Origin of the sequence: Pseudomonas sp. NA-150, assembly GCF_044336365.1 — a bacterium.
Taxonomy (GTDB): Bacteria; Pseudomonadota; Gammaproteobacteria; order Pseudomonadales; family Pseudomonadaceae; genus Aquipseudomonas.
Window position 1 is genome coordinate 6,048,366 of the sequence record NZ_CP172305.1, and the last position, 21,017, is coordinate 6,069,382.

Sequence of the window (21,017 nt, forward strand, 5' to 3'; positions counted from 1 at the left end):
CGCGCTCAAGTAAACTTGCGCGCTTCTCGCAGCCGTTGCTGCACATCGTATTTTTTCAAAGGTGCCCGCCATGCCTTGGCTGCAAGTCCGTCTCGCCATCAGCCCAGAACAAGCCGAAACCTACGAAGACGCTTTTCTTGAAGTCGGCGCCGTCTCGGTCACGTTCATGGACGCCGAAGACCAGCCGATTTTCGAACCGGAACTCAACACCACGCCCCTGTGGTCGCACACCCATTTGCTGGCACTGTTCGAAGCGGATACCGACGCAGCCCAGGTGCTCGCGCACTTGCAACTGCTGACCGGCACCGAGCTGCCTGAACACATGAGCGAAGTCATCGAAGACCAGGACTGGGAACGCAGTTGGATGGATAACTTCCAGCCAATGCGCTTCGGTCAGCGTCTGTGGATCGTGCCGAGCTGGCATGCCGCACCTGAGCCGGACGCGGTCAACCTGCTGCTCGATCCGGGCCTCGCCTTCGGTACCGGCACGCACCCGACCACGGCGTTGTGCCTGGAATGGCTGGACGGTCAGGACTTGAACGGCTGCGACGTACTGGACTTCGGCTGCGGCTCGGGGATTCTGGCGATTGCCGCACTCTTGCTGGGCGCCAAACAGGCCGTCGGCACCGATATTGACTTCCAGGCGCTGGACGCGTCGCGCGACAACGCCGACCGCAACAACATCGCCCCTGAGCTGTTCACCCTGTACCTGCCGGAAGATATGCCACAGGTCCAAGCGGACGTGTTGGTCGCCAATATTCTTGCTGGCCCACTGGTGGCCTTGGCACCAACGCTGATCAATCTGGTCAAACCCGATGGCCGCCTGGCATTGTCCGGCATCCTTGCCGAACAGGGCGAGGAAGTCGCCGCTGCCTACTCCGACGCGTTTGACCTGGACCCAATCGCCGATCGCGATGGCTGGGTGCGCATTACCGGTCGCCGCCGTTAACCGTTGCGTTAAATCATGGACTAAGATGGGTGCCTGCTTGAACCGGATCGCCGCATGACCGACAGTTTCGTTACCCAGTGCCCACACTGCCAGACCAGTTTCCGCGTCAGCCACGGACAACTGAGTGTGGCCCGCGGCGTGGTCCGGTGCGGCTCCTGCCTGCAGGTTTTCAATGCGGCGAAACAACTGCTGGAACAACACACTGGCAAGCCGGCCGAGGAGAGCCTGCCACTGGTGGGCCTGCCAACGGCCCCGGTCGCCCCTCCAGTGATTCAGCCCGTCGAACCGCTGCCCGAGCCGCAGAAGGAACGAAAAGCCAGCGCGCTGGACTTCGACAGCCTTGATCTGGACAACATGGACCTCGACGAGGAGCTGGCCAAGCTCGAACAGCGTGAAATCCAGCTGTCAGAGGAGTTCGGCCGCGAAAGCCATGGCCGTCATACCGACTCGACGCTCAGCGCTCGCCGCGACAATCTCGAGAACGACGGCGAGCAGTTCGCCAGCCTGGTCAACGACGACGCCGACGAACACTCACGGCAGGAAGAAGAACACCAGCATCCGCACCACGCGCATGAAGAGCCGCATGACGAACCGCTCGAACACCACGGCCGTACCGAGCCGTCGCTGTCATTGGACAGCACTGCCTTGGACGACGAGCCGCAAGCACCTGTACCGTATCTGAGCCCGAGCGTGGGTTCTGCCTACACCGATTTAGTGCACAAACATCCGCCGGCACACGACGCCAGCGAGCGTTTCTCGGCGGTTGAGGTTGACGAGAACGAAGCGTTCGACGAGCCTCAAAAGCGTCACGAACCACGCCTGAAGCCCTCGCGCAACGAGCCGATGCTCGATGATCTGACCGACGACCCGTTGCAGCTCGACTGGCAAAAGCCCAAGCCACGCTGGGGCCGTCGCTTTGCCTGGGGCCTGTTGGTCCTGCTGGCACTGGCGGCCTTGGCCGGCCAGTACGTCTGGTATCACTTCGACGAATTGGCGCGACAAGACCAGTATCGCCCATGGTTCCAGCAGCTCTGCCCGCAGATCGGCTGCAAAGTGCCGTCAAAAGTCGACATCAACCTGCTGCGCAGTAGCAATCTGGTAGTGCGCAGTCATCCCGAGTTCAAAGGTGCGCTGGTGGTCGACGCGATCATCTACAACCGCGCATCCTTCTCCCAGCCATTCCCGTTGCTCGAATTGCGCTTCGCCGATCCCAACGGACAGTTGATTGCCAGTCGTCGGTTTAAGCCCAGCGAATATCTGAGCGGCGAAATGGCCGGAAAGTCGGAAATGCCGCCGCAGACGCCAATTCACATCGCGCTGGATATTCTCGACCCCGGGACAAAAGCGGTGAATTACAGCCTGAACTTCCGCTCACCCGAGTGATTGCCTGATTCAGCACTCAAGTTCAGCAAAGAAAAGCCGTCATAGCCTGTAGCTTGTGTCCGAAGCAGACACCTATCCGTGATTGGCGACGCTTTTATGACGGCACGGCGGAACACCAAACCGCTGGCGATAAGAAAAGAACTGTTCAGATTTTATCCAATTCAGCCTTTATCCAGTCATCGAGCTCGGGTATCATGCCAACCCTTTTTCACACTCTGGGTTCGGCGTGAAAAGTCTTGGCGAGGCTTTTTCGAACGGACTTGCGATGACGACCCCAACAACAGGCACCCCTATGTCGGCGGTACGCATCGGCCCTTATACATTGCAGAACGGCTTGATTCTTGCCCCGATGGCCGGGGTCACCGACCAGCCCTTTCGCCAGCTCTGCCGCCAACTCGGCGCAGGTCTGGTGGTCTCGGAGATGGTCACCAGTGACATGAGCCTGTGGAACAGCCGCAAATCGCGTCTGCGCATGATCCACGAAGGCGATCCCGAGCCACGCTCGGTGCAGATCGCCGGTGGTGACCCGCAGATGCTGGCGGATGCAGCACGCGCAAACGTTGAGTTGGGCGCACAGATCATCGACATCAACATGGGTTGCCCGGCAAAGAAGGTCTGCAACAAGGCCGCCGGCTCCGCGTTACTGAAAGACGAACAACTGGTGAGCGAGATCCTGCAGGCGGTAGTCGCCGCAGTCGATGTGCCGGTCACCTTGAAGATTCGTACTGGCTGGGACCGGGCGAACAAGAACGGCCTGACCGTGGCGAAGATCGCCGAGCAGTCCGGGATTGTTGCGCTGGCCGTGCATGGTCGTACCCGAGCCGATTTGTACACCGGTGAAGCCGAGTACGACACCATTGCCGAGATCAAGCAGGCGGTGTCGATTCCGGTGTTCGCCAATGGCGATATCACCTCGCCAGAGAAAGCCCGGTACGTGTTGCAGGCGACCGGTGCAGATGGACTGTTGATAGGCCGGGCGGCCCAAGGGCGGCCCTGGATTTTTCGCGAGATAGAACACTACCTGCGCACTGGCGAAGTATTGCCGGCCCTGCAGTTGAGTGAGGTGGAACGCATCCTGCTAGAGCACCTGGCTGCGTTGCACACTTTCTATGGCGATGTGTTGGGTGTGCGTATCGCACGCAAGCATGTCGGCTGGTATCTCGCAACCTTGCCGGGCGCCAAGGAGTTTCGCGCCCACTTCAATCGTTTGGAAGATACGGAAGCACAGTGCGCCAACGTTCGTGAGTTCTTTAGCGAGCGTTACAAGAGCCCGGAAACAGGGGTCGGAGAAGAGGTGGCCGCATGACGATGATGACCGAGACTTTAGTGAGTGGAACAACGCCCGTGAGCGAAAACGTCAATTTGAAACAGCACCTCAACACCCCGAGCGAAGAGGGTCAGACCCTGCGCGGTAGTGTCGAGAAGGCGCTGCACAATTATTTCGCACACCTGGAAGGCGCTGCCGTTACGGACGTGTACAACCTGGTGCTGTCGGAAGTCGAGGCGCCGCTGCTCGAATGCGTGATGAATTACGTCAAGGGTAACCAGACCAAGGCGTCCGAATTACTGGGCCTGAATCGCGGCACCCTGCGCAAGAAGCTCAAGCAGTACGATTTGCTTTAAGCATTTAAAACAGAAAAGGCGACCCATCTCAGCGGTCGCCTTTTTTTGCTGATTCCTTTGCTTTAGATGGACATTGAGATGACCGACCAGACTACCCGCCTGCCGATCCGCCGCGCTTTGATCAGCGTCTCCGACAAGACCGGAATCCTCGAATTCGCCCGTGAGCTGAGCGCTCTGGGTGTCGAGATCCTCTCCACCGGTGGCACCTTCAAATTGCTTCAGGACAACGGCATTGCTGCGGTAGAAGTCGCTGACTACACCGGCTTCGCAGAAATGATGGACGGCCGGGTCAAGACCCTGCACCCGAAAATCCACGGTGGCATTCTTGGCCGTCGCGGCATCGACGATGCAATCATGAGCGAGCACGGGATCAAGCCGATCGATCTGGTCGCGGTCAACCTCTACCCGTTCGAAGCCACGGTTGCCAAACCAGGTTGCGACCTGCCGACCGCGATCGAGAACATCGATATCGGCGGCCCGACCATGGTTCGTTCGGCAGCCAAGAACCACAAAGACGTGGCCATCGTGGTCAACGCCGGTGACTACGGCCAGGTGCTGGAAAGCCTCAAGGCTGGCGGCCTGACCTACGCTCAGCGTTTCGACCTGATGCTCAAGGCGTTCGAACACACCGCCGCCTACGACGGCATGATCGCAAACTACTTGGGCAGCGTCGATCAGACCGCGGAAACCCTCAGTACCGAAGGCCGCAGCGCGTTCCCGCGCACCTTCAACAGCCAGTTCATCAAGGCGCAGGAAATGCGCTACGGCGAGAACCCGCACCAGAGCGCGGCGTTCTACGTGGAAGCCAAGCCTGCCGAAGTGGGTATTGCCACTGCAACCCAGCTGCAAGGCAAGGAACTGTCGTTCAACAACGTGGCCGATACCGATGCTGCGCTGGAGTGCGTGAAGAGCTTCGTAAAACCGGCCTGCGTCATCGTCAAGCACGCCAACCCGTGCGGCGTGGCTGTCAGCCCGGACGACGAAGGCGGCATCCGTCAGGCTTACGAACTGGCTTACGCCACTGACACCGAATCGGCGTTCGGCGGCATCATCGCCTTCAACCGCGAACTGGATGCAGAAACCGCCAAGGCCATCGTCGAGCGTCAGTTCGTCGAAGTGATCATCGCCCCAAGCGTCAGCGCCGAAGCGCAGGCCGTCATTGCCACCAAAGCCAACGTCCGCCTGCTGACCAGCGGCCAGTGGACAGCTGAACGCGCTGCGGCCTGGGACTTCAAACGCGTCAACGGCGGTTTGCTGGTACAGAGCCGCGACATCGGCATGATCAGCGCCGACGACCTGAAAATCGTCACCAAACGCGCGCCGACCGAACAGGAAATCCACGACCTGATCTTCGCCTGGAAAGTCGCGAAGTACGTGAAGTCCAACGCCATCGTCTACGCCAAGAACCGCCAGACCATCGGGGTCGGCGCAGGCCAGATGAGCCGCGTGAACTCTGCACGTATCGCAGCCATCAAGGCTGAACACGCTGGCCTGCAAGTGCAAGGCGCGGTCATGGCCTCGGACGCATTCTTCCCGTTCCGTGATGGCATCGACAACGCAGCCAAGGTGGGCATCACTGCGGTGATCCAGCCGGGCGGCTCGATGCGGGACAATGAAGTGATTGCAGCGGCCGATGAAGCCGGCATTGCGATGGTCTTCACCGGCATGCGCCACTTCCGTCATTGATAGATCACCTGTAGGAGCGGGCTTGCCCGCGATCGCGGCGTCCCTGATACACCGCATCAAGCTGATCGCGGGCAAGCCCGCTCCTACAAAGGTTGTGCAACACCCACAGAATTCAGCGTCATCGAGGTTTTTGAAATGAATGTTTTGATCATTGGCAGCGGTGGCCGTGAACACGCCCTGGCGTGGAAAGTCGCTCAGGACCCGCGTGTCGTGAAGGTATTCGTCGCCCCAGGCAACGCCGGTACTGCGACTGAAGCCAAATGCGAGAACGTCGCCATCGACGTGTTGGCCCTTGAACAGCTGGCTGACTTTGCGGAAAAGAACGTATCCCTGACCATCGTCGGCCCGGAAGTACCGCTGGTGGCGGGCGTGGTCGATCTGTTCCGTTCCCGTGGCCTGGATTGCTTCGGCCCAACGGCTGGCGCGGCTCAGTTGGAAGGCTCGAAAGCCTTCACCAAGGATTTCCTGGCGCGCCACAAGATCCCGACGGCCGATTACCAGAACTTCACCGAGATCGAGCCTGCACTGGCTTATCTGCAAAAAGTCGGCGCGCCGATCGTGATCAAGGCCGATGGCCTGGCTGCGGGTAAAGGTGTCATTGTCGCCATGACCCTGACCGAAGCCGAAGACGCCGTGCGCGACATGCTCGCTGGCAACGCGTTTGGCGAAGCCGGTTCGCGTGTGGTCATCGAAGAATTCCTCGATGGCGAAGAGGCCAGCTTTATTGTCATGGTCGACGGCAAGAATGTGTTGCCAATGGCGACCAGCCAGGACCACAAGCGTGTCGGCGATGGCGACAGCGGCCCAAACACCGGCGGCATGGGTGCATACTCCCCGGCTCCGGTAGTCACTGCCGAAGTCCACCAGCGCGTCATGGACCTGGTGATCTGGCCGACTGTCCGCGGGATGGCCGAAGAAGGTAACGTATACACCGGCTTCCTCTATGCGGGTCTGATGATCGACAAGGCGGGTAACCCCAAGGTCATCGAGTTCAACTGCCGCTTCGGCGATCCGGAGACCCAGCCAGTGATGCTGCGCCTGCAATCGAGCCTGGTGCTGCTGATCGAAGCCGCGCTGGCGCAGGCGCTGGACAAAGTGGAAGCACAATGGGATCCACGTCCGAGCCTGGGCGTGGTGCTGGCCGCCGGTGGTTACCCGGGGGATTACGCCAAAGGTGCCGTGATCAAGGGCCTGGACGCTGCCGCGGGTCTGGAAGGTAAAGTCTTCCATGCCGGTACTGCGTTGCAGGATGGTCAAGTGGTAACCTCCGGTGGACGTGTTCTGTGCGCCACCGCAATGGGTGAGAGCGTAGGCAGTGCCCAGGCGCTGGCTTACAAACTGGCCGCTGAAATTGATTGGGAAGGTTGTTTCTATCGCAAGGACATTGGCTACCGCGCCATTGCCCGCGAGCGCGGTGAAGACCTGGAATAAGGCTAGCCCACCAGGCAAGCGTCTATCGAACGACACTTGCCTGTTTATTCCTGCCCCGCGCATAGTTGCTATCTGGAGTTATCTGGCATTCACCTACGAAGGGATCTCGCCGTGCGCTGGCTCAGGATTGCCATAGGATTCACCGTCAGTCTGCTGACCCTGCTCTGCATGCTCCCGGCTTACGCCGAGCAAAGCGGTGGCTGGTCGACATTGCTCGACGATCAGGCAACCCTGCAGTTGAACGATGTGCGCTCGGCACGTTACCTGAATCAATTCAGCCCCATCGAACTCGATCAAGTCACTGCTGGCGGCCGCAACAGCGCCGTGTGGCTGCACTACCGGTTGGCCCCTGAAAAACACGAACAGCTGCTCCGAATCTTCGCCCCGGATGTGGCGAGCCTGGACATGTACGTGCTCGACGGCGATACCGTGATCAATCATTCACGCGCCGGTAACGACATCCCCCGCTCCAGCCGCCTGCTGCCTTCCACTGATTTCTTCCTGCCACTGCCGCAACGCGAGGCCACGCTGGACGTTTACCTGCGCATGGTCTCCGAGCAGCAACTGCGCCCCAACATTGTTCTGCAATCGGCGGTCGCCAGCGCAGCAGATGAGCGTCAGCCCCTGCTGCTGGGGCTGTTCCTTGGCTGTCTGGCCATGCTGATCCTGCAGAACATCACCCGTTTCGCCCACACCCGGATGCGCAGCACCCTGTGGCTGGCCGCGTGTGAGGGGATGCTGACACTCAGCGCCCTGCTGCTGCTCAACCTGCTGGCACCGTGGTTGCACGACTGGCATGTGGCGCAAACCCCGAATGCCTATCTGGCGCTAATGCTGGCAGCCCTGAGCGGCCTGATGTTCGCCTACCGATTCTTTGCGCCACGACGCTCGATGGCGCTGAATCGTCTGCTGTTGGCCGACATGGTCATCATTGGCCTGAGCTGCCTGCTGGTGCTGTTCGTCAACGCGATGCCGCTGAATATGATCACCTATGCAATGGTGGCATTGGCCAGCCTGAGCATTCTGTTCGTCTCGACCTATCACTGGCAGAAGGGCTACAGCCCTGCACGCTTGTTCGTGTTGGCGATGGTGATTTTCAATCTGGGTTGCCTGGTGATTCTGCCCGCCCTGCTCGGCCTGACGATGATCGCGCCGCAGTGGCTGATCATCATTTTGCTGGGTGTGTTCTGCGTGGTCGGGCTGATGATGAGCGTCGCCCTCAGCGAGCGCTATCGCAGCATCAACGAAGACCGTTTCAGCGCCAGCCGCGACCTGGCGGCGAGCACGGCCGAAATCAATGCCAAGGCCGAGTTCCTGGCCAAGATCAGCCACGAAATCCGCACCCCCATGAACGGCGTGCTGGGCATGACCGAGCTGTTGTTGGGCACACCGCTGTCGGTCAAGCAACGCGATTATGTGCAAACCATTCACAGCGCCGGCAATGAACTGCTGACCCTGATCAACGAAATTCTCGACATCACCAAGCTCGAGTCCGGGCAAATTGAACTGGACGATGTGCAGTTCGATCTCAACGCTTTGATCGAGGACTGCCTGAATATCTTCCGGGCCAAAGCCGAACAGCAGAACGTCGAACTCATCAGTTTCATTCAGCCCCAGGTACCCCGGGTGATCAGCGGTGACCCGACGCGTCTGCGCCAGACGCTGCTTAGCCTGCTTGAAAATGCACTGAAGAAAACCGACGAAGGCGAAGTCCTGCTGGTGGTCGCGCTGGATTCACGCAGCGGCAAACCACGCCTGCGCATCGCGGTGCAGGACAGTGGCGAACCGTTGGCCGCCAAAGAACGCGACGCACTGTTGCACGCGGAACTGCACAGCAAAAACTTCCTCTCGACCACCAAGCTGGGTGGCAATCTCGGCCTGGTGATTGCCCGTCAGTTGATCATGCTGATGCACGGTGAATTCGGCATCCAGAGCGGCACCACCCAAGGCAGTACCCTGTGGCTGACGCTGCCGCTGGACCCGGACCGACTGGAACAACCCACTACCGACCTCGACAGCCCGCTCAAGGGTGCGCGGGTACTGGTGGTGGACGATAACGACACCTGTCGCAAAGTGCTGGTGCAGCAATGCAGCGCCTGGGGCCTAAACGTCAGCGCCGTGCCTTCGGGTAAAGAGGCACTGGCCTTGCTGCGCACCAAGGCGCACCTGCGGGATTATTTCGACGTGGTCCTGCTCGACCAGAACATGCCCGGCATGACCGGCATGCAATTGGCCGCCAAGATCAAGGAAGACCCAAGCCTGAACCACGACATCCTGCTGATCATGCTCACCGGAATCAGCAACGCGCCGAGCAAAATCATCGCGCGCAATGCCGGGATCAAACGCATCCTCGCCAAACCGGTCGCTGGTTACACCCTGAAGACCACCTTGGCCGATGAGCTCAATCAACGCACCCGAGGCGCCTCTCCCGTCAGTCCTCCGCAAACGATCAACCATTCGCCAATCAACCCGGTCAGCGTGCCGAGCGACTTCCGCATTCTGGTCGCGGAAGACAACAGCATTTCGACCAAAGTCATTCGCGGCATGCTCGGCAAGCTCAATCTGCAACCCGATACCGCCAGCAACGGCGAAGAGGCTTTGCAAGCCATGAAGTCTCAGCGTTACGACCTGGTGTTGATGGACTGTGAAATGCCGATCCTTGACGGCTTTTCCGCCACCCAGCAGCTACGTGCCTGGGAAGTTGGCAACCAACGAATCCGTACCCCGGTGGTCGCACTCACCGCGCATATCCTGACCGAACACAAGGAACGCGCGCGTCAGGCGGGCATGGACGGGCACATGGCCAAACCAGTGGAACTGTCACAGTTGCGCGAGTTGATCGAGCATTGGGTGTCCAAACGCGAAGAAAGCCAGGCGCGCAGCCAGATCAGTTGATCCGTCGCACATGGTCCTGGCCCAACAGACGAAATTGATATTCCCGCGCAAGATAGTCCGCGCCGCCTGATAGACTTCCTGTCGACCTTTCACTGCCGCGCGGGCCCACACCATGCTCCACGAGTTGTTCAGCGTTTACTTGAAGATGCTGGTGCTTTATAGCCCGTTCTTTGTCCTCTCGTGCTTCATCAGCCTGACCCGTGGGTATTCCCGCAAGGAGCAACGTCGGCTGGCGTGGAAAGTGGCGATCGCAACGCTGGTGTCCAGTGTCTTGCTGTACCTGTTTGGCCGAGTGATCTTCAGCGTATTCGGCATCACCGTCGACGCCTTCAGAATCGGCGCCGGCAGCGTGCTGTTCATCTCGGCCCTGGGCATGGCGCAAGGCAAGTCGGCCGTGCAGACCGACAACGTCCAGCAGGACGTCACCATCGTCCCACTGACCATCCCTTTGACCGTCGGCCCCGGCACCATCGGCGCCCTGCTGGTGATGGGCGTCAGCCAGCCACACTGGGATGACAAACTCACCGCGATCATAAGCATTGCCCTGGCCAGCTTTACCGTCGGCGTGGTGCTGTACCTGTCGAACCGCATCGAACGGATTCTGGGTGACCAGGGTTTGCAGATCGTCAGCCGACTGATGGGCTTGTTCGTGTGCGCGCTGGCAGCGCAAATTATCTTTACCGGGGTGAAAGGATATTTGGTGCCGTAATCTAAAGGGTGATGTTTTTAAAGTAAGCTTCGGGGTTGTTGCGCAAGTAATCCGAAACCGACTTGCGATGTGCAGCGTAGACGCCTGGGTCACACCTATAGCTGCCACCTTTGAAATGAAAAACAAGACGCCGCCGCTCCGCTGAATAGCCATCGACGCTTAGATGTAACCCACATAACAATACGGTCAGGTCCCCCGAAGGCGTCTTTTCACAAGGCACGATCTGAAAGCTTCCCAGATTCCCGGAATCGATCCCGCCCTCAAAATAAGCGGTCACGATTCGATTAATGCCCATGGCGGCGACTGATCGACGCACAAGATCAGCAAGTTGCGCGCTTGCCGATGCACCGTGGACCCTAAAGGTTGCCCGCGCCAGATCATCGACACTGCTTATGATCTCAGAGTCCCCTGTCACCAGACTTTGCAACTGAAACCCGCGTGCCTCAAGTCGGTTACGGTAGTAATGCATCCAGCTGTGCCAACTCCTCTCGAAATCGTAGGTTTGACTGGCAAACGACTGGGCATACAACAATACATTCTGGATATCCGATTTTTCCTGTGCCGATAGCCCAGGAAAGAATGCGACAAGACTATTTATACGTCCAAGAATAGCGGCGTTATTATTAACTGTATTCACTCTCACTTTCCTGCCTTCAATACACAGCCCATGGCTTACAGTTCAATGATTTCCTGGTGCGCCTGATTCCTTAGATACCCCTGCATAGCGAGACGGAGAGGCTCGTATCCTTGCGCGGCAAATGGATATCGTCGACCTCCTGAAGCGGGCAAACGAGGTTAGATCGCAGACCTTCAAGTGCAGTCTCAAACGTCTCGCGAAATGGCGAGTAGGCCAGATCCATCAACTGCATTGAATAAAAAGACAGTTCGACATTGCCCACAATGCTCGCCGGTATCAGGGGCTCGAACAGAAAGCCCGGAGTCAACCGTTGGTGGCTGACAAATTTGATTTGAACCAACGTCAAAGTAGCCCCCGGCCCCACCAAGCCAAGCTGCAAGGCGACCGTCATCGCTTGTGGTTGATTCAGAACAGGAGCAATCGTGCTCTGTAACACCTGCTGAGCGAGGAGACCGATGGCGGGTTGATTAGGAAAATCGTGGTAACGCTGACGAGCGGCTTCTTCGCCCAGCTTGATTTCAGTGGCGCTGACAAACGCCGGGAGCTTATCCCTGATCCAGTCCCAGAGCGTGCGAGAGGCCTGACCTGTCATGCGCTGGCTAATGCTTTCGCTGGCTTTCAGCATCCAACCAAACCGAAGCGACGCCGCGAGGTATCTCTCGCGCCAGTCATCATAAGCGGAAAATTTTGAATGTTTTTTTGAAGCGGCTAATTGCGCATATAACGTGGAGTTCACTACATCATTTTTCGAATGGAGACTCTGGGCATCCAAAAAAAACAGTAAACACCCTCCATTAACTATAAGTTCACTCATTCCCTTATCCATCAATAACTCCCTACCTTATAAAGAGGAGGCGGCTTGCGCCTCCCCCTTTATTCAGATTTCAAATTCCATGATACCGGTCTGGGAGTTGCTCCCTAGTTTTTGACGAATGAGATCACGAACACCTGAATAGATGCCCTCATTAAGAACCATATTCGATTCACCCCGATAAGTATCTACCTCTGCGTCGTTCCATTCCCAAAACAGGACATTGGTCACAGCGGACTTGGCACGAAAGTTCACTGCCCCCAAGGCCACGTACACGGTGCCATCCTTGAACTCCGAGCAAGCACCGACGCGGAAGCTGCCGCCTTGATGCGTTTTGGTCTGTTGATCAAACATGCGCCAAGGTTTTTCCGACTTTTTGAGCGCAGCCACCGCATCCCCGGCTACCTTGAGCATCGCCAGCGACGCAGGCCCAGGCAGGGCCGCGGCGGCAATGACGGATCCCAGAATCTCCAGACCTACCTGATCCATAGAGAAACGTCGCTGAGTCGCTCGGTACTTCCCATACCTCCATTCGAAGGAGAGCCAGCCAGCAGTACTCAATACCTGATTGAATTTACCGTACCAAAGCTGCGTCTCGGTTTCTGGGTTGAATGCCTTGTTCGCTACCAGAGTGGCGAACAGGAAGGAGTTATCGACGTCCTCCTTATTCTGACGGGACAGGCCTTCCGTGAACCCGAACAAGGTCCCGCCGGCAACAGCAGCGCTCTGCGGCTCTTTCGGCTCTTCAATCGAGAACGCCATCGGTGAATTCATATGGGGTACAGGATCTACCAGCGAATGCGAGCGATCTGCAAGTTCACAATCGGCAATAAAATTACGACGCTCTGCAACACTCATATCTAAATCAAACTTCATTTCAGACAATCCCTTATTTGAAAAATGCCCTCATGGACAAGAACCAAGGCTAGATAAAGAAAACAACGAATACAATCCAACCACGCAGCACAACACTCTGCATTGACGTGAGACATTTTGTTGTTAATTGAATTTTTTGCTTACAGATCGACTTCAGAGACATCGACCATTAACCCGCAAATACGGACCGTATAAAAAATTCAATTTATATCGAAAGAAAGAGACTACTTCTTCGGCAACGAAGAAAATGTGAAGTCATCCAAGGAGCAAGTAGTCTTCCATGCTGAATGGCGGCTTAAAACACAGCGTTTTAAGCCATTTCCTACTTGCCCCCCTGTGCCTTCCGGCGCGCACTTACCTTCAACTGGTAGGTTTGGCACCATACCAGCGAGGCGTGTACACCCACATCCCGCCATCCGCTCGCGGGAACACGCAGGTAGTCGACGAACCGATCAAGACCATGGTGCGCATGTCCACCTGCTCCGGGGTCAGTTCGCCCAAGGTGATGACCCGCAGGCTTTGCCCCGGCCGGCCTATGTCACGCCCCAACGTAACCGGAGTTTCAGGCGTGCGGTGCTGACGAACGATTTCCAGTGCCCTGCCCAATTGCCAAGGGCGTGAGCGGGAGATCGGGTTATAGAAGGCCAGCGCCAGATCAGCCTGGGACGCGAGGTCCAGACGTTTTTCGATGATGTCCCACGGCTTGAGGTTGTCCGACAGCGACATCACGCAGAAGTCATGACCCAACGGCGCACCGGCTTGCGCGGCGGTGGCCAGCGAAGCAGAAACGCCGGGCAGGATTTCCAGTTCGACAGCATGCCACTCGGGATTGCTCGACTCATGCAATGCTTCCAGCACGGCTGCAGCCATCGCAAACACGCCCGGATCACCGGACGACACCACCACCACCGAACGCCCGGACGCAGCCAGTTCAAAGGCGTGGCGCGCGCGCTGCATTTCTTCGCGGTTGTCGGTGTTGTGCAGGGTTTGATCGGCACGGAACGGCCCGGCCATGCGCACGTAGGTTTCGTAACCCAGTACATCGTTGGCGCGTGCCAACTCAGCCTTGACCGCCGGCACCATCAGTTCCGCAGCGCCAGGCCCGAGGCCGATGACCGCCAGACGCCCGCGTCCACGACCGATCTGCTGAAGGTCCAGCGGTTGTTGGCCCACTGCGATGGCGATGTCGTCACCGACACTGAGCGGCGGCAGCAATTGCGGCACAGCCTGTTGCGCCATGTCGCTGATGGTTGAGTGCCCGGCGCCAAACCGTAGCGGTACGCCCAGTTCGGCGGCCGCTTGATGCAAGAGCGGATGGGCCATGTCTGCCTCATCAGCCAGCAGGCACGCCAGAGACTGCACGGCGATCCGTGCCTCATGAAGCGCTGCGCGAACGGCCACCGCCAACTCAGGCACAGCAGCGCTCACCGCGACCAACACGCTGCGCGGATAGATCAGCAACTCGTTGCTGGAAGGCTCGCGCTCGGCACAGCCCACATGAATCGCCAACTGCGCGTGTTCATCTTCCGGCAATTGCGCCTGCGCCAGCCAAGGCGCGGCGCCTTCGATGCGCACGTGTTGCCCTGACAGTAAATCCGAAACAAAGCGCTTGCCCAGCTCCAGATCGCCCAACGCATAACCGCTCGGAGGATTGAGCAGGCAGGTACCAAAACGCAGCTCACCACTGGTGGTAATCGCCGGCGCGACACCCAAGCCGGTCGCGATCTCTCGCGCCATAACGTTCACGCCGCCCAGCCCGCCCAACAATGGCACGACAGCGCTGCCATCTTCGGCCACGGCCAACACCGGCGGCTCGACGCCTTTCTCCAGCAACAGCGGCGCTAGGGTTCGAACCACAATACCCGCAGCGCACAGGGCAATGATCGGCGTGTCCTGCTGATAGAGCTGACGCAATGTGGCACCAAACTCGGAGTAGGTCAGGTCGGCGCCTTGGACGCGAGAGGCCAGACCGTGGATCAACGCCTCGGGGTACACCTGCTGAATACGTCGCGCTGTGGCGAGGCTGCCGTTGCCAAGGATGACGATGGCCGGAGTCTGCATGTTCATCAGCCCTGCCACCTTTCGCCCGGAACGATGATCAGCGAGAAGTACGGCGAGGACATTGGCTCGACTTCATTCAGCGGGACGATTTTCTGATTGGCCATGGTGGCGCGCTCGACGTACAACGCACGCTCGGCCATGCCCAACTCTTCCAGCACCTGACGAACCTTGGGAAAGTTGCGCCCCAGCTTCATGATCACCGCCGCATCAGCATCGGCCAGACGGCGCTTTAGATCGTCATGCGGCAACACGCCGGAGAGCACCGACAAGCTTTGATTGCGATACACCAACGGCGCGCCGAGTACTGATGCGCCGCCGAGCATCGAGCACACGCCGGGGATGACTTCCGCTTCGTAACGCTCAGCCAGACGATCGTGCAGGTACATGTAGGAACCGTAGAAGAACGGATCACCCTCGCAGATCACCGCCACATCGCGACCGGCATCCAGATGCGCGGCCAGGGCTTCGCTGGCTTCGTCGTAGAAATCGCTGATCACCTGTTCGTAGGACAGCGGTGCCGGCAATGCCTCGGTGGTCACCGGGTACACCAGCGGCATCAGGGTCTGCGCTGCTTGCAGGTGCGCTTCGATGATACCGAACGCATTGCCCTTTTTGCCCTTGGCCACGAAGTACGCCACCACGGGCGACTCCCGCAGCAAGCGCAACGCTTTGACGGTGATCAGTTCAGGATCGCCGGGGCCAACGCCCAGACCAAGCAAACGACCGCGCGGCTGCATTATTCGATCTCCGTCGCGAGGGCGTTGACCGCTGCGGCCGCCATGGCGCTGCCGCCGCGACGACCTTGCATGATCACGAACGGCACGCCACGGCTGTCGGCGGCGAGCATGGCCTTGGACTCCGCCGCACCGACGAAGCCCACCGGGAAGCCGAGGATCAACGCCGGTTTAGGCGCGCCGGCATCGAGCATTTCCAGCAGGTAGAACAGCGCGGTCGGCGCGTTGCCGATCACCACCACGCTGCCTTCCAGGTGCGGACGCCACAACTCCAGCGCAGCGGCGGAACGGGTGTTGCCCAGCTCCCGCGCCATCTCTGGGACGTTTTCATTCTTGAGGGTGCAAATCACCTGATTGTTGGCCGGCAGGCGCGTGCGGGTCACGCCTTCTGCAACCATGTGTGCGTCGCACAGAATCGTTGCGCCAGCGGCCAGCGCGTTACGTCCGGCGGTACCGGCGCCCGGTGAGAAGCGCAAATCTTCGATGACTTCGACCATGCCACAGGCGTGGATCACACGCACAGCGAGCTTTTCCAGGTCGGCCGGAATCTGATCGAGCCTGGCCTCAGCGCGAATGATCGAGAAGGAGTTGCGATAAATCTCCTGACCGTCGCGGATGTAATCAATCATGGGTGTTGCTCCGTGAGTCGGCGGCTAACAGCGCACCAACTGCTTCAATAGTGAGGTCACGCGCCCGCAGCACACCGAGACCGGGTTGCTGCGGATCGCGAAAATAGAGGTCGTAATGGCCGGCGGACACCGCCAACAAAGTCACCGGCACCACGTGGGCAGCGGCACAGGAACGCGAACAACCGGACAGATGCACCGGCCGGCTCAAGCCGTTCCGTTCAAACGTAGCCGCCAACTGCACGGCATCGGTCTTGGTGTCGGCCAGGCCTTTGCCACAGCCTGCCGAACCGGTACAGGCGATCATGTGCGCCAAGGGCTGTTGCGCGTTGCAGATCAATCCGGCCGCTTGCAGGCCCGTGAGCAGCACGGCAGCACTTTGCGCACGGACGTTGGGCAACAGCAGGCTTTGCCACGGCGTCAGGCGCAAGGTGCCGTCGCCCCATTCGCTGGCCAGTTGCGCGACGCTGCGCAACATCGACGCATCGAGTCGCCCCAACGGCACCGCGCCGCCGACGGCGACCCAAGCAGACGTGTCCTGTGGATAAATACCCAGATGCCCATTGGCCGAAGCCGCAGGGCGATGCCAACCGGTGATGACGTGATCGCGGCGCAAGGCAACGCTCAGCCGCGCACACAGGCTTTCAAGGAACGCGGCAATGGATATCTCCGCCAACAGATGGCGCATGCGGGTTTGCTCGGGACGCGCCAGATCGAGAAACGCCTCCAGCACCGCCACCACCAGTTCATGCGCCTGATCAAGCGGCACGGCGGCCAGTGGCGCGTCGCTAGCGGGACAACCGGTCAGACCGAACGCCAACAGCGTCTCGCCCTCCACATTCAGCGCCGACAGCCACAGGTCATGGGGATGTTCGAGCATCACCAGTGCTTCGCCACCGTCCAGCGACAGGGCGAATTTGGGCGACAGGTCATGGAACCGTGGATGGCTTTGCAGGGTGTCGAGAATCTGTTCCGCCAGCGGCCGCGTATCGAACAGACGCTGCGGGTCGAGGCCGGCCGTCGGGCTGAGCATCAGGTTGCGCACGTCATCGCCAGCCGCCGTACTCGGCCCCAGACCCGCGTCCAGCAGCAGCGCAATCAACGCATCCTGCTCGCTGCCAATCCCGCGAATCTGCAGGTTGCCACGGTTGGTGGCCTCGATCACGCCCGTGGCGTAACGCTCTGCGGCCTCTGCCACGGCGTTCGCCTGCCGGGAAGTGATCGAGCCGCCCGTCAACTTGATCCGGCAAATGCCGCCGTCCAACGCCGGGACGATACGCAACAACCCCGGGCAGGCCGAGGGGCGTAGAGGCGTGGAGGAAGTAGGCTTGTTCAATGGATCATCCGTTAGAACGCGCAGGCGCTAAGCCCCGTGGGCGCGCTATTATGCCTGCATTGTCCACAGGCATGAAAAGCCGGTCTGTCGGAAGTGCTTATTAGTGGATCGAGGAACGTGGATGACGCCGTGGCTGACAGTCGTGGGAATCGGTGAAGAAGGCTTCAAAGGCCTGGGCAAGACGGCTCGTCGTGCACTGATGGCCGCCGGGCAGGTGTTCGGCGGCCAACGCCAGCTCGACCTGTTGCCAGTGTGCATTCGCGCCGAGCGCAGCACCTGGCCGAGCCCATTCTCGCTGAAACCGGTGCTGGAACAACGGGGCACACCGATTTGTGTGCTGGCCAGCGGCGATCCCATGCTGTTTGGTGTGGGGGCGAGCCTGGCGCGACAGGTCAGCATCGATGAAATGACCATCCTGCCGGCGCCCTCTTCCTACTCGCTGGCCGCTGCCCGCATGGGTTGGCCGTTGCAGGATGTGGTCACTTTATCGGTCGTCGCCCGGCCGCTGGCCGCGTTGAATGCCCAATTACATAACGGTGTGCGTTTGCTGGTACTGAGCAACGACGGCAGCAGCCCGGCCGCGATTGCCGAGTTGTTGCGCGACCGAGGTTTCGGCCCGAGCCGCATGACGGTGCTGGAACATCTGGGCGGCATCGCCGAGCGTCGAGTCGAAGGCATGGCTGGCGAATGGATCGATCCACCGATCGCAGCGTTGAATCTGGTGGCCATCGACTGTCGGATCGATACCAACACCCCACGCCTGTCGCTATTGGCCGGGCTGCCGGACAGTGCCTTCGAGCATGACGGCCAACTGACCAAACGCGACGTGCGCGCCATCACCCTCGCTCGCCTCGCCCCAACGCCCGGTGAATTGCTGTGGGACGTCGGCGCGGGGTGTGGCTCCATCGGCATCGAGTGGATGCGCGCGCACCCCAGTTGCCGGGCGCTGGCCATTGAAGCTGATGAAGGTCGCCAATTGTTGATTGAACACAACCGCGATGCGCTGGGCGTGCCCGGTTTGCAGTTGATTCGCGGCAGCGCGCCTGAAGCGCTGAGTGAACTGGAAGCACCCGATGCGATTTTCATAGGCGGCGGCGTCACCCGCCCCGGCGTACTCGAGGCCTGCTGGGAAAGGCTGCGTTCCGGCGGTCGGTTGGTGGCCAACGCCGTGACCCTGCAAAGCGAAGCCACCTTGGTGCTGTGGCGCGAACAGCATGGCGGCGAATTGACCCGCATTCATGTCGCCCAGGCTCGGCCGCTGGGTGAGTTCGACACCTGGCGTCAGGCGCTGCCCATTACCTTGCTTGAAGCGGTCAAACCCTGATGCGCGACGAAACCGCCGAACAACCCGCGCCCTTGCGCAGTGGTCTGACCACCGGCAGTTGCGCGACCGCGACCTGTCTGGCGGCGGCGCGCTTGCTGCTGGGTGGCGAGGTGAACGACGCGGTGGAGATCGTCTTGCCCAAGGGCAAAGTGGTGCAAATGCGTCTGGAGTTCTGTCGCCCGTTTGCACAGGGCGCTGAGGCCGGCACGATCAAAGATGCAGGCGATGATCCGGACGTCACCCATGGTGCGCTGGTGTATTCCCGGGTGCGCTTGATCCCTGAAACAGGCGTGTGTTTCGTCGCCGGTCCGGGTGTCGGCACCGTGACCCGTCCCGGACTGGTGTTGAATGTCGGCGAGCCTGCGGTTAACCCGGTGCCGCGTAAAATGATCACCGAGCACTTGCTGCAACTGGCGAGCGAAGTCGGCTATGCCGGTGGTTTCGAAGTCACCCTGTGCGTCGAAAACGGTGAAGCGCTGGCGCTGAAAACCATGAACCCTCGACTTGGGATTCTTGGAGGTCTGTCGATCCTCGGCACCAGCGGGATCGTGCGACCGTTTTCCTGCGCGGCCTACATCGCCTCGATTCACCAAGGCATCGATGTCGCCAAAACCAACGGCTATCTGCACATCGCCGCGTGCACCGGCAACGCTAGCGAAGACACCATGCGCCGGGTCTACAACCTGCCGGAAATCGCCTTGATCGAAATGGGCGACTTCGTTGGTGCCGTGCTCAAACATGTTCGTAAAGTACCGGTCGATAAACTCAGCCTCTGCGGTGGCTTCGGCAAGATCAGCAAGTTGGCCGCCGGGCATATGGACCTGCACAGCCGCCACTCCAGCATCGACCTGCCACAACTGGCCGAATGGGCCGCAGCCATTGGCGCCGACGCGACACTGCAACAGGCAATCCGCGAGGCCAACACCAGCCAGCAGGCGCTTGCGATGGCCAGCGCGGTCGGCATCGCCTTGGGTGACGAGGTGTGTCGCCATGCGCTGGAGTTTGCGCGCGGCGTGGTGCCAGCGCAGGTTCAGGTCGAAGTGTTCGCCATTGATCGTCAGGGCGGGATCGTCGGGCGCGCGGGAGCCGTGGCATGAAGCGAGTGCTACTGCTCGGCGGCGTGACCGAAGCCTTGGCGCTTGCTCGTCGTTTGGGACCGCAGCATCTCTACAGCCTCGCCGGCGTAGGCCGGGTGCCGACTGACCTGACCTGTCAGGTGCGCGTCGGCGGGTTTGGTGGGGCGCAAGGGCTGGAGCACTTCATTCGTGAGCAAGCCATCGATTTAGTGCTGGATGCGACCCATCCGTATGCCGCGCAGATCAGCCAGAACGCTGCCATTGCGGCACAATCTGCGAGCATTGAATGCTGGGCCTTGCGCCGACCCGCCTGGCAGGCCGGACCCAATGATGACTGGCGCGAAGTCAGCGATTGGGCCGAACTGATCACCGCCCTCGCGCCCTTCCAACATCCGCTGTTCACCCTCGGCCGCGAGCCCCTGCAACACCTCGACGAGATCCCCGATCACCAGTTTTGGACTTTGCGCGCACTGGACGCTTATCCCGGCAATGACCGCTGCGAAATCATCGGCGCGCGCGGACCGTTTCTGCTAGATGACGAGCGTGCGTTGTTTGCTCGGCGCAAGATTGATGTGTTGATCAGCAAGAACAGCGGCAGCACGGCGACTGAACCGAAGCTGGAAGTGGCGCGGGAGTTGGGGGTGCCGGTGTTGGTTTTGAAGCGGCCGGTGTTGGCGAAGGTGGATCGGGAATTTTTGCAGGTCGGTGAGTTGATCGAAGCGTTGAGTCTGGCTGGTTTTTTGTAGGAGCTGGCTTGCCTGCGATCGAGCGCGAAGCGGTCGCCGGATGCCACGGTTTTCTGAAAAATTTGGGGGCCCGGGTTTTGCGACTGCTACGCAGCCGATCGTAGGCAAGCCAGC

Annotated in this window: 18 protein-coding genes; 11 read left to right on the forward strand and 7 right to left on the reverse strand. The window is 59.8% G+C overall.

Translation table 11 applies throughout. The annotated features are described in order from the left end of the window. Positions 1-70 precede the first annotated feature (70 nt). The 8 genes from prmA (at position 71) to ACF0H7_RS28365 (ending at position 10,676) form a co-directional block, all read left to right on the forward strand. Positions 71-949 (forward strand): 50S ribosomal protein L11 methyltransferase, encoded by an 879-nt coding sequence (gene prmA, locus ACF0H7_RS28330; protein WP_397450106.1) that lies wholly within the window; start codon positions 71-73, stop codon positions 947-949. Between the two features lie 54 nt (positions 950-1,003). Then, positions 1,004-2,332, forward strand: coding sequence for a DUF3426 domain-containing protein (locus tag ACF0H7_RS28335; protein ID WP_397450107.1), 1,329 nt, complete (start codon positions 1,004-1,006; stop codon positions 2,330-2,332). Between the two features lie 292 nt (positions 2,333-2,624). Further along, positions 2,625-3,638 carry a tRNA dihydrouridine synthase DusB gene (gene dusB / locus ACF0H7_RS28340; protein WP_397454048.1) on the forward strand — a complete coding sequence of 338 codons (1,014 nt, stop codon included), beginning with the start codon at positions 2,625-2,627 and terminating at the stop codon, positions 3,636-3,638. Next, positions 3,635-3,955 carry a DNA-binding transcriptional regulator Fis gene (gene fis / locus ACF0H7_RS28345; protein WP_397450108.1) on the forward strand — a complete coding sequence of 107 codons (321 nt, stop codon included), beginning with the start codon at positions 3,635-3,637 and terminating at the stop codon, positions 3,953-3,955. The genes dusB and fis overlap by 4 nt, the downstream gene beginning before the upstream one ends. Before the next feature lie 78 nt (positions 3,956-4,033). Next, positions 4,034-5,641: a bifunctional phosphoribosylaminoimidazolecarboxamide formyltransferase/IMP cyclohydrolase gene (gene purH / locus ACF0H7_RS28350; protein WP_397450109.1), complete on the forward strand. Its 1,608-nt coding sequence runs from the start codon at positions 4,034-4,036 to the stop codon at positions 5,639-5,641. Between the two features lie 135 nt (positions 5,642-5,776). After that, on the forward strand, positions 5,777-7,072 hold the full coding sequence (purD, locus tag ACF0H7_RS28355) for a phosphoribosylamine--glycine ligase (protein ID WP_397450110.1): 1,296 nt from the start codon (positions 5,777-5,779) through the stop codon (positions 7,070-7,072). A gap of 111 nt (positions 7,073-7,183) precedes the next feature. Next, complete coding sequence (locus tag ACF0H7_RS28360; RefSeq protein ID WP_397450111.1) at positions 7,184-9,967, forward strand: response regulator; 2,784 nt, start codon at positions 7,184-7,186, stop codon at positions 9,965-9,967. 112 nt (positions 9,968-10,079) lie between these two features. After that, the gene (locus tag ACF0H7_RS28365; RefSeq protein WP_397450112.1) at positions 10,080-10,676 is read left to right on the forward strand and encodes a MarC family protein; all 597 of its coding nucleotides are present in this window, start codon (positions 10,080-10,082) and stop codon (positions 10,674-10,676) included. A gap of 1 nt (position 10,677) precedes the next feature. On the opposite strand, the gene ACF0H7_RS28370 is transcribed toward ACF0H7_RS28365, so the two are convergent. From ACF0H7_RS28370 to cobG, 7 genes are all read right to left on the reverse strand, one after another. Next, a complete protein-coding gene (locus ACF0H7_RS28370; RefSeq protein ID WP_397450113.1) occupies positions 10,678-11,313 on the reverse strand; it encodes a hypothetical protein in 636 nt (211 codons plus the stop codon). Positions 11,314-11,383: 70 nt separating this feature from the next. Then, positions 11,384-12,139, reverse strand: a complete 756-nt coding sequence (locus ACF0H7_RS28375) for a hypothetical protein (RefSeq protein WP_397450114.1) — start codon at positions 12,137-12,139, stop codon at positions 11,384-11,386. A gap of 51 nt (positions 12,140-12,190) precedes the next feature. Further along, positions 12,191-13,000, reverse strand: a complete 810-nt coding sequence (locus ACF0H7_RS28380; protein WP_397450115.1) for a hypothetical protein — start codon at positions 12,998-13,000, stop codon at positions 12,191-12,193. Positions 13,001-13,360: 360 nt separating this feature from the next. After that, a complete protein-coding gene (cobJ, locus tag ACF0H7_RS28385) occupies positions 13,361-15,067 on the reverse strand; it encodes a precorrin-3B C(17)-methyltransferase (protein ID WP_397450116.1) in 1,707 nt (568 codons plus the stop codon). Next, positions 15,067-15,798, reverse strand: coding sequence for a precorrin-2 C(20)-methyltransferase (locus tag ACF0H7_RS28390; protein ID WP_397450117.1), 732 nt, complete (start codon positions 15,796-15,798; stop codon positions 15,067-15,069). Before ACF0H7_RS28390 ends, cobJ begins: the two co-directional genes overlap by 1 nt. Then, positions 15,798-16,424: a precorrin-8X methylmutase gene (locus ACF0H7_RS28395; protein WP_397450118.1), complete on the reverse strand. Its 627-nt coding sequence runs from the start codon at positions 16,422-16,424 to the stop codon at positions 15,798-15,800. The genes ACF0H7_RS28390 and ACF0H7_RS28395 overlap by 1 nt, the downstream gene beginning before the upstream one ends. Then, positions 16,417-17,757, reverse strand: a complete 1,341-nt coding sequence (cobG, locus tag ACF0H7_RS28400; protein WP_397450119.1) for a precorrin-3B synthase — start codon at positions 17,755-17,757, stop codon at positions 16,417-16,419. Before cobG ends, ACF0H7_RS28395 begins: the two co-directional genes overlap by 8 nt. A 121-nt stretch (positions 17,758-17,878) precedes the next feature. On the opposite strand from cobG, the gene cbiE reads away from it, so the two are divergent. The 3 genes from cbiE to ACF0H7_RS28415 are packed head-to-tail and all read left to right on the forward strand — an operon-like array spanning position 17,879 to position 20,903. Further along, complete coding sequence (gene cbiE / locus ACF0H7_RS28405) at positions 17,879-19,081, forward strand: precorrin-6y C5,15-methyltransferase (decarboxylating) subunit CbiE (protein WP_397450120.1); 1,203 nt, start codon at positions 17,879-17,881, stop codon at positions 19,079-19,081. After that, positions 19,081-20,178, forward strand: coding sequence for a cobalt-precorrin-5B (C(1))-methyltransferase (locus tag ACF0H7_RS28410; RefSeq protein ID WP_397450121.1), 1,098 nt, complete (start codon positions 19,081-19,083; stop codon positions 20,176-20,178). The genes cbiE and ACF0H7_RS28410 overlap by 1 nt, the downstream gene beginning before the upstream one ends. Further along, complete coding sequence (locus ACF0H7_RS28415) at positions 20,175-20,903, forward strand: cobalt-precorrin-6A reductase (protein ID WP_397450122.1); 729 nt, start codon at positions 20,175-20,177, stop codon at positions 20,901-20,903. Before ACF0H7_RS28410 ends, ACF0H7_RS28415 begins: the two co-directional genes overlap by 4 nt. Positions 20,904-21,017: the final 114 nt, after the last annotated feature.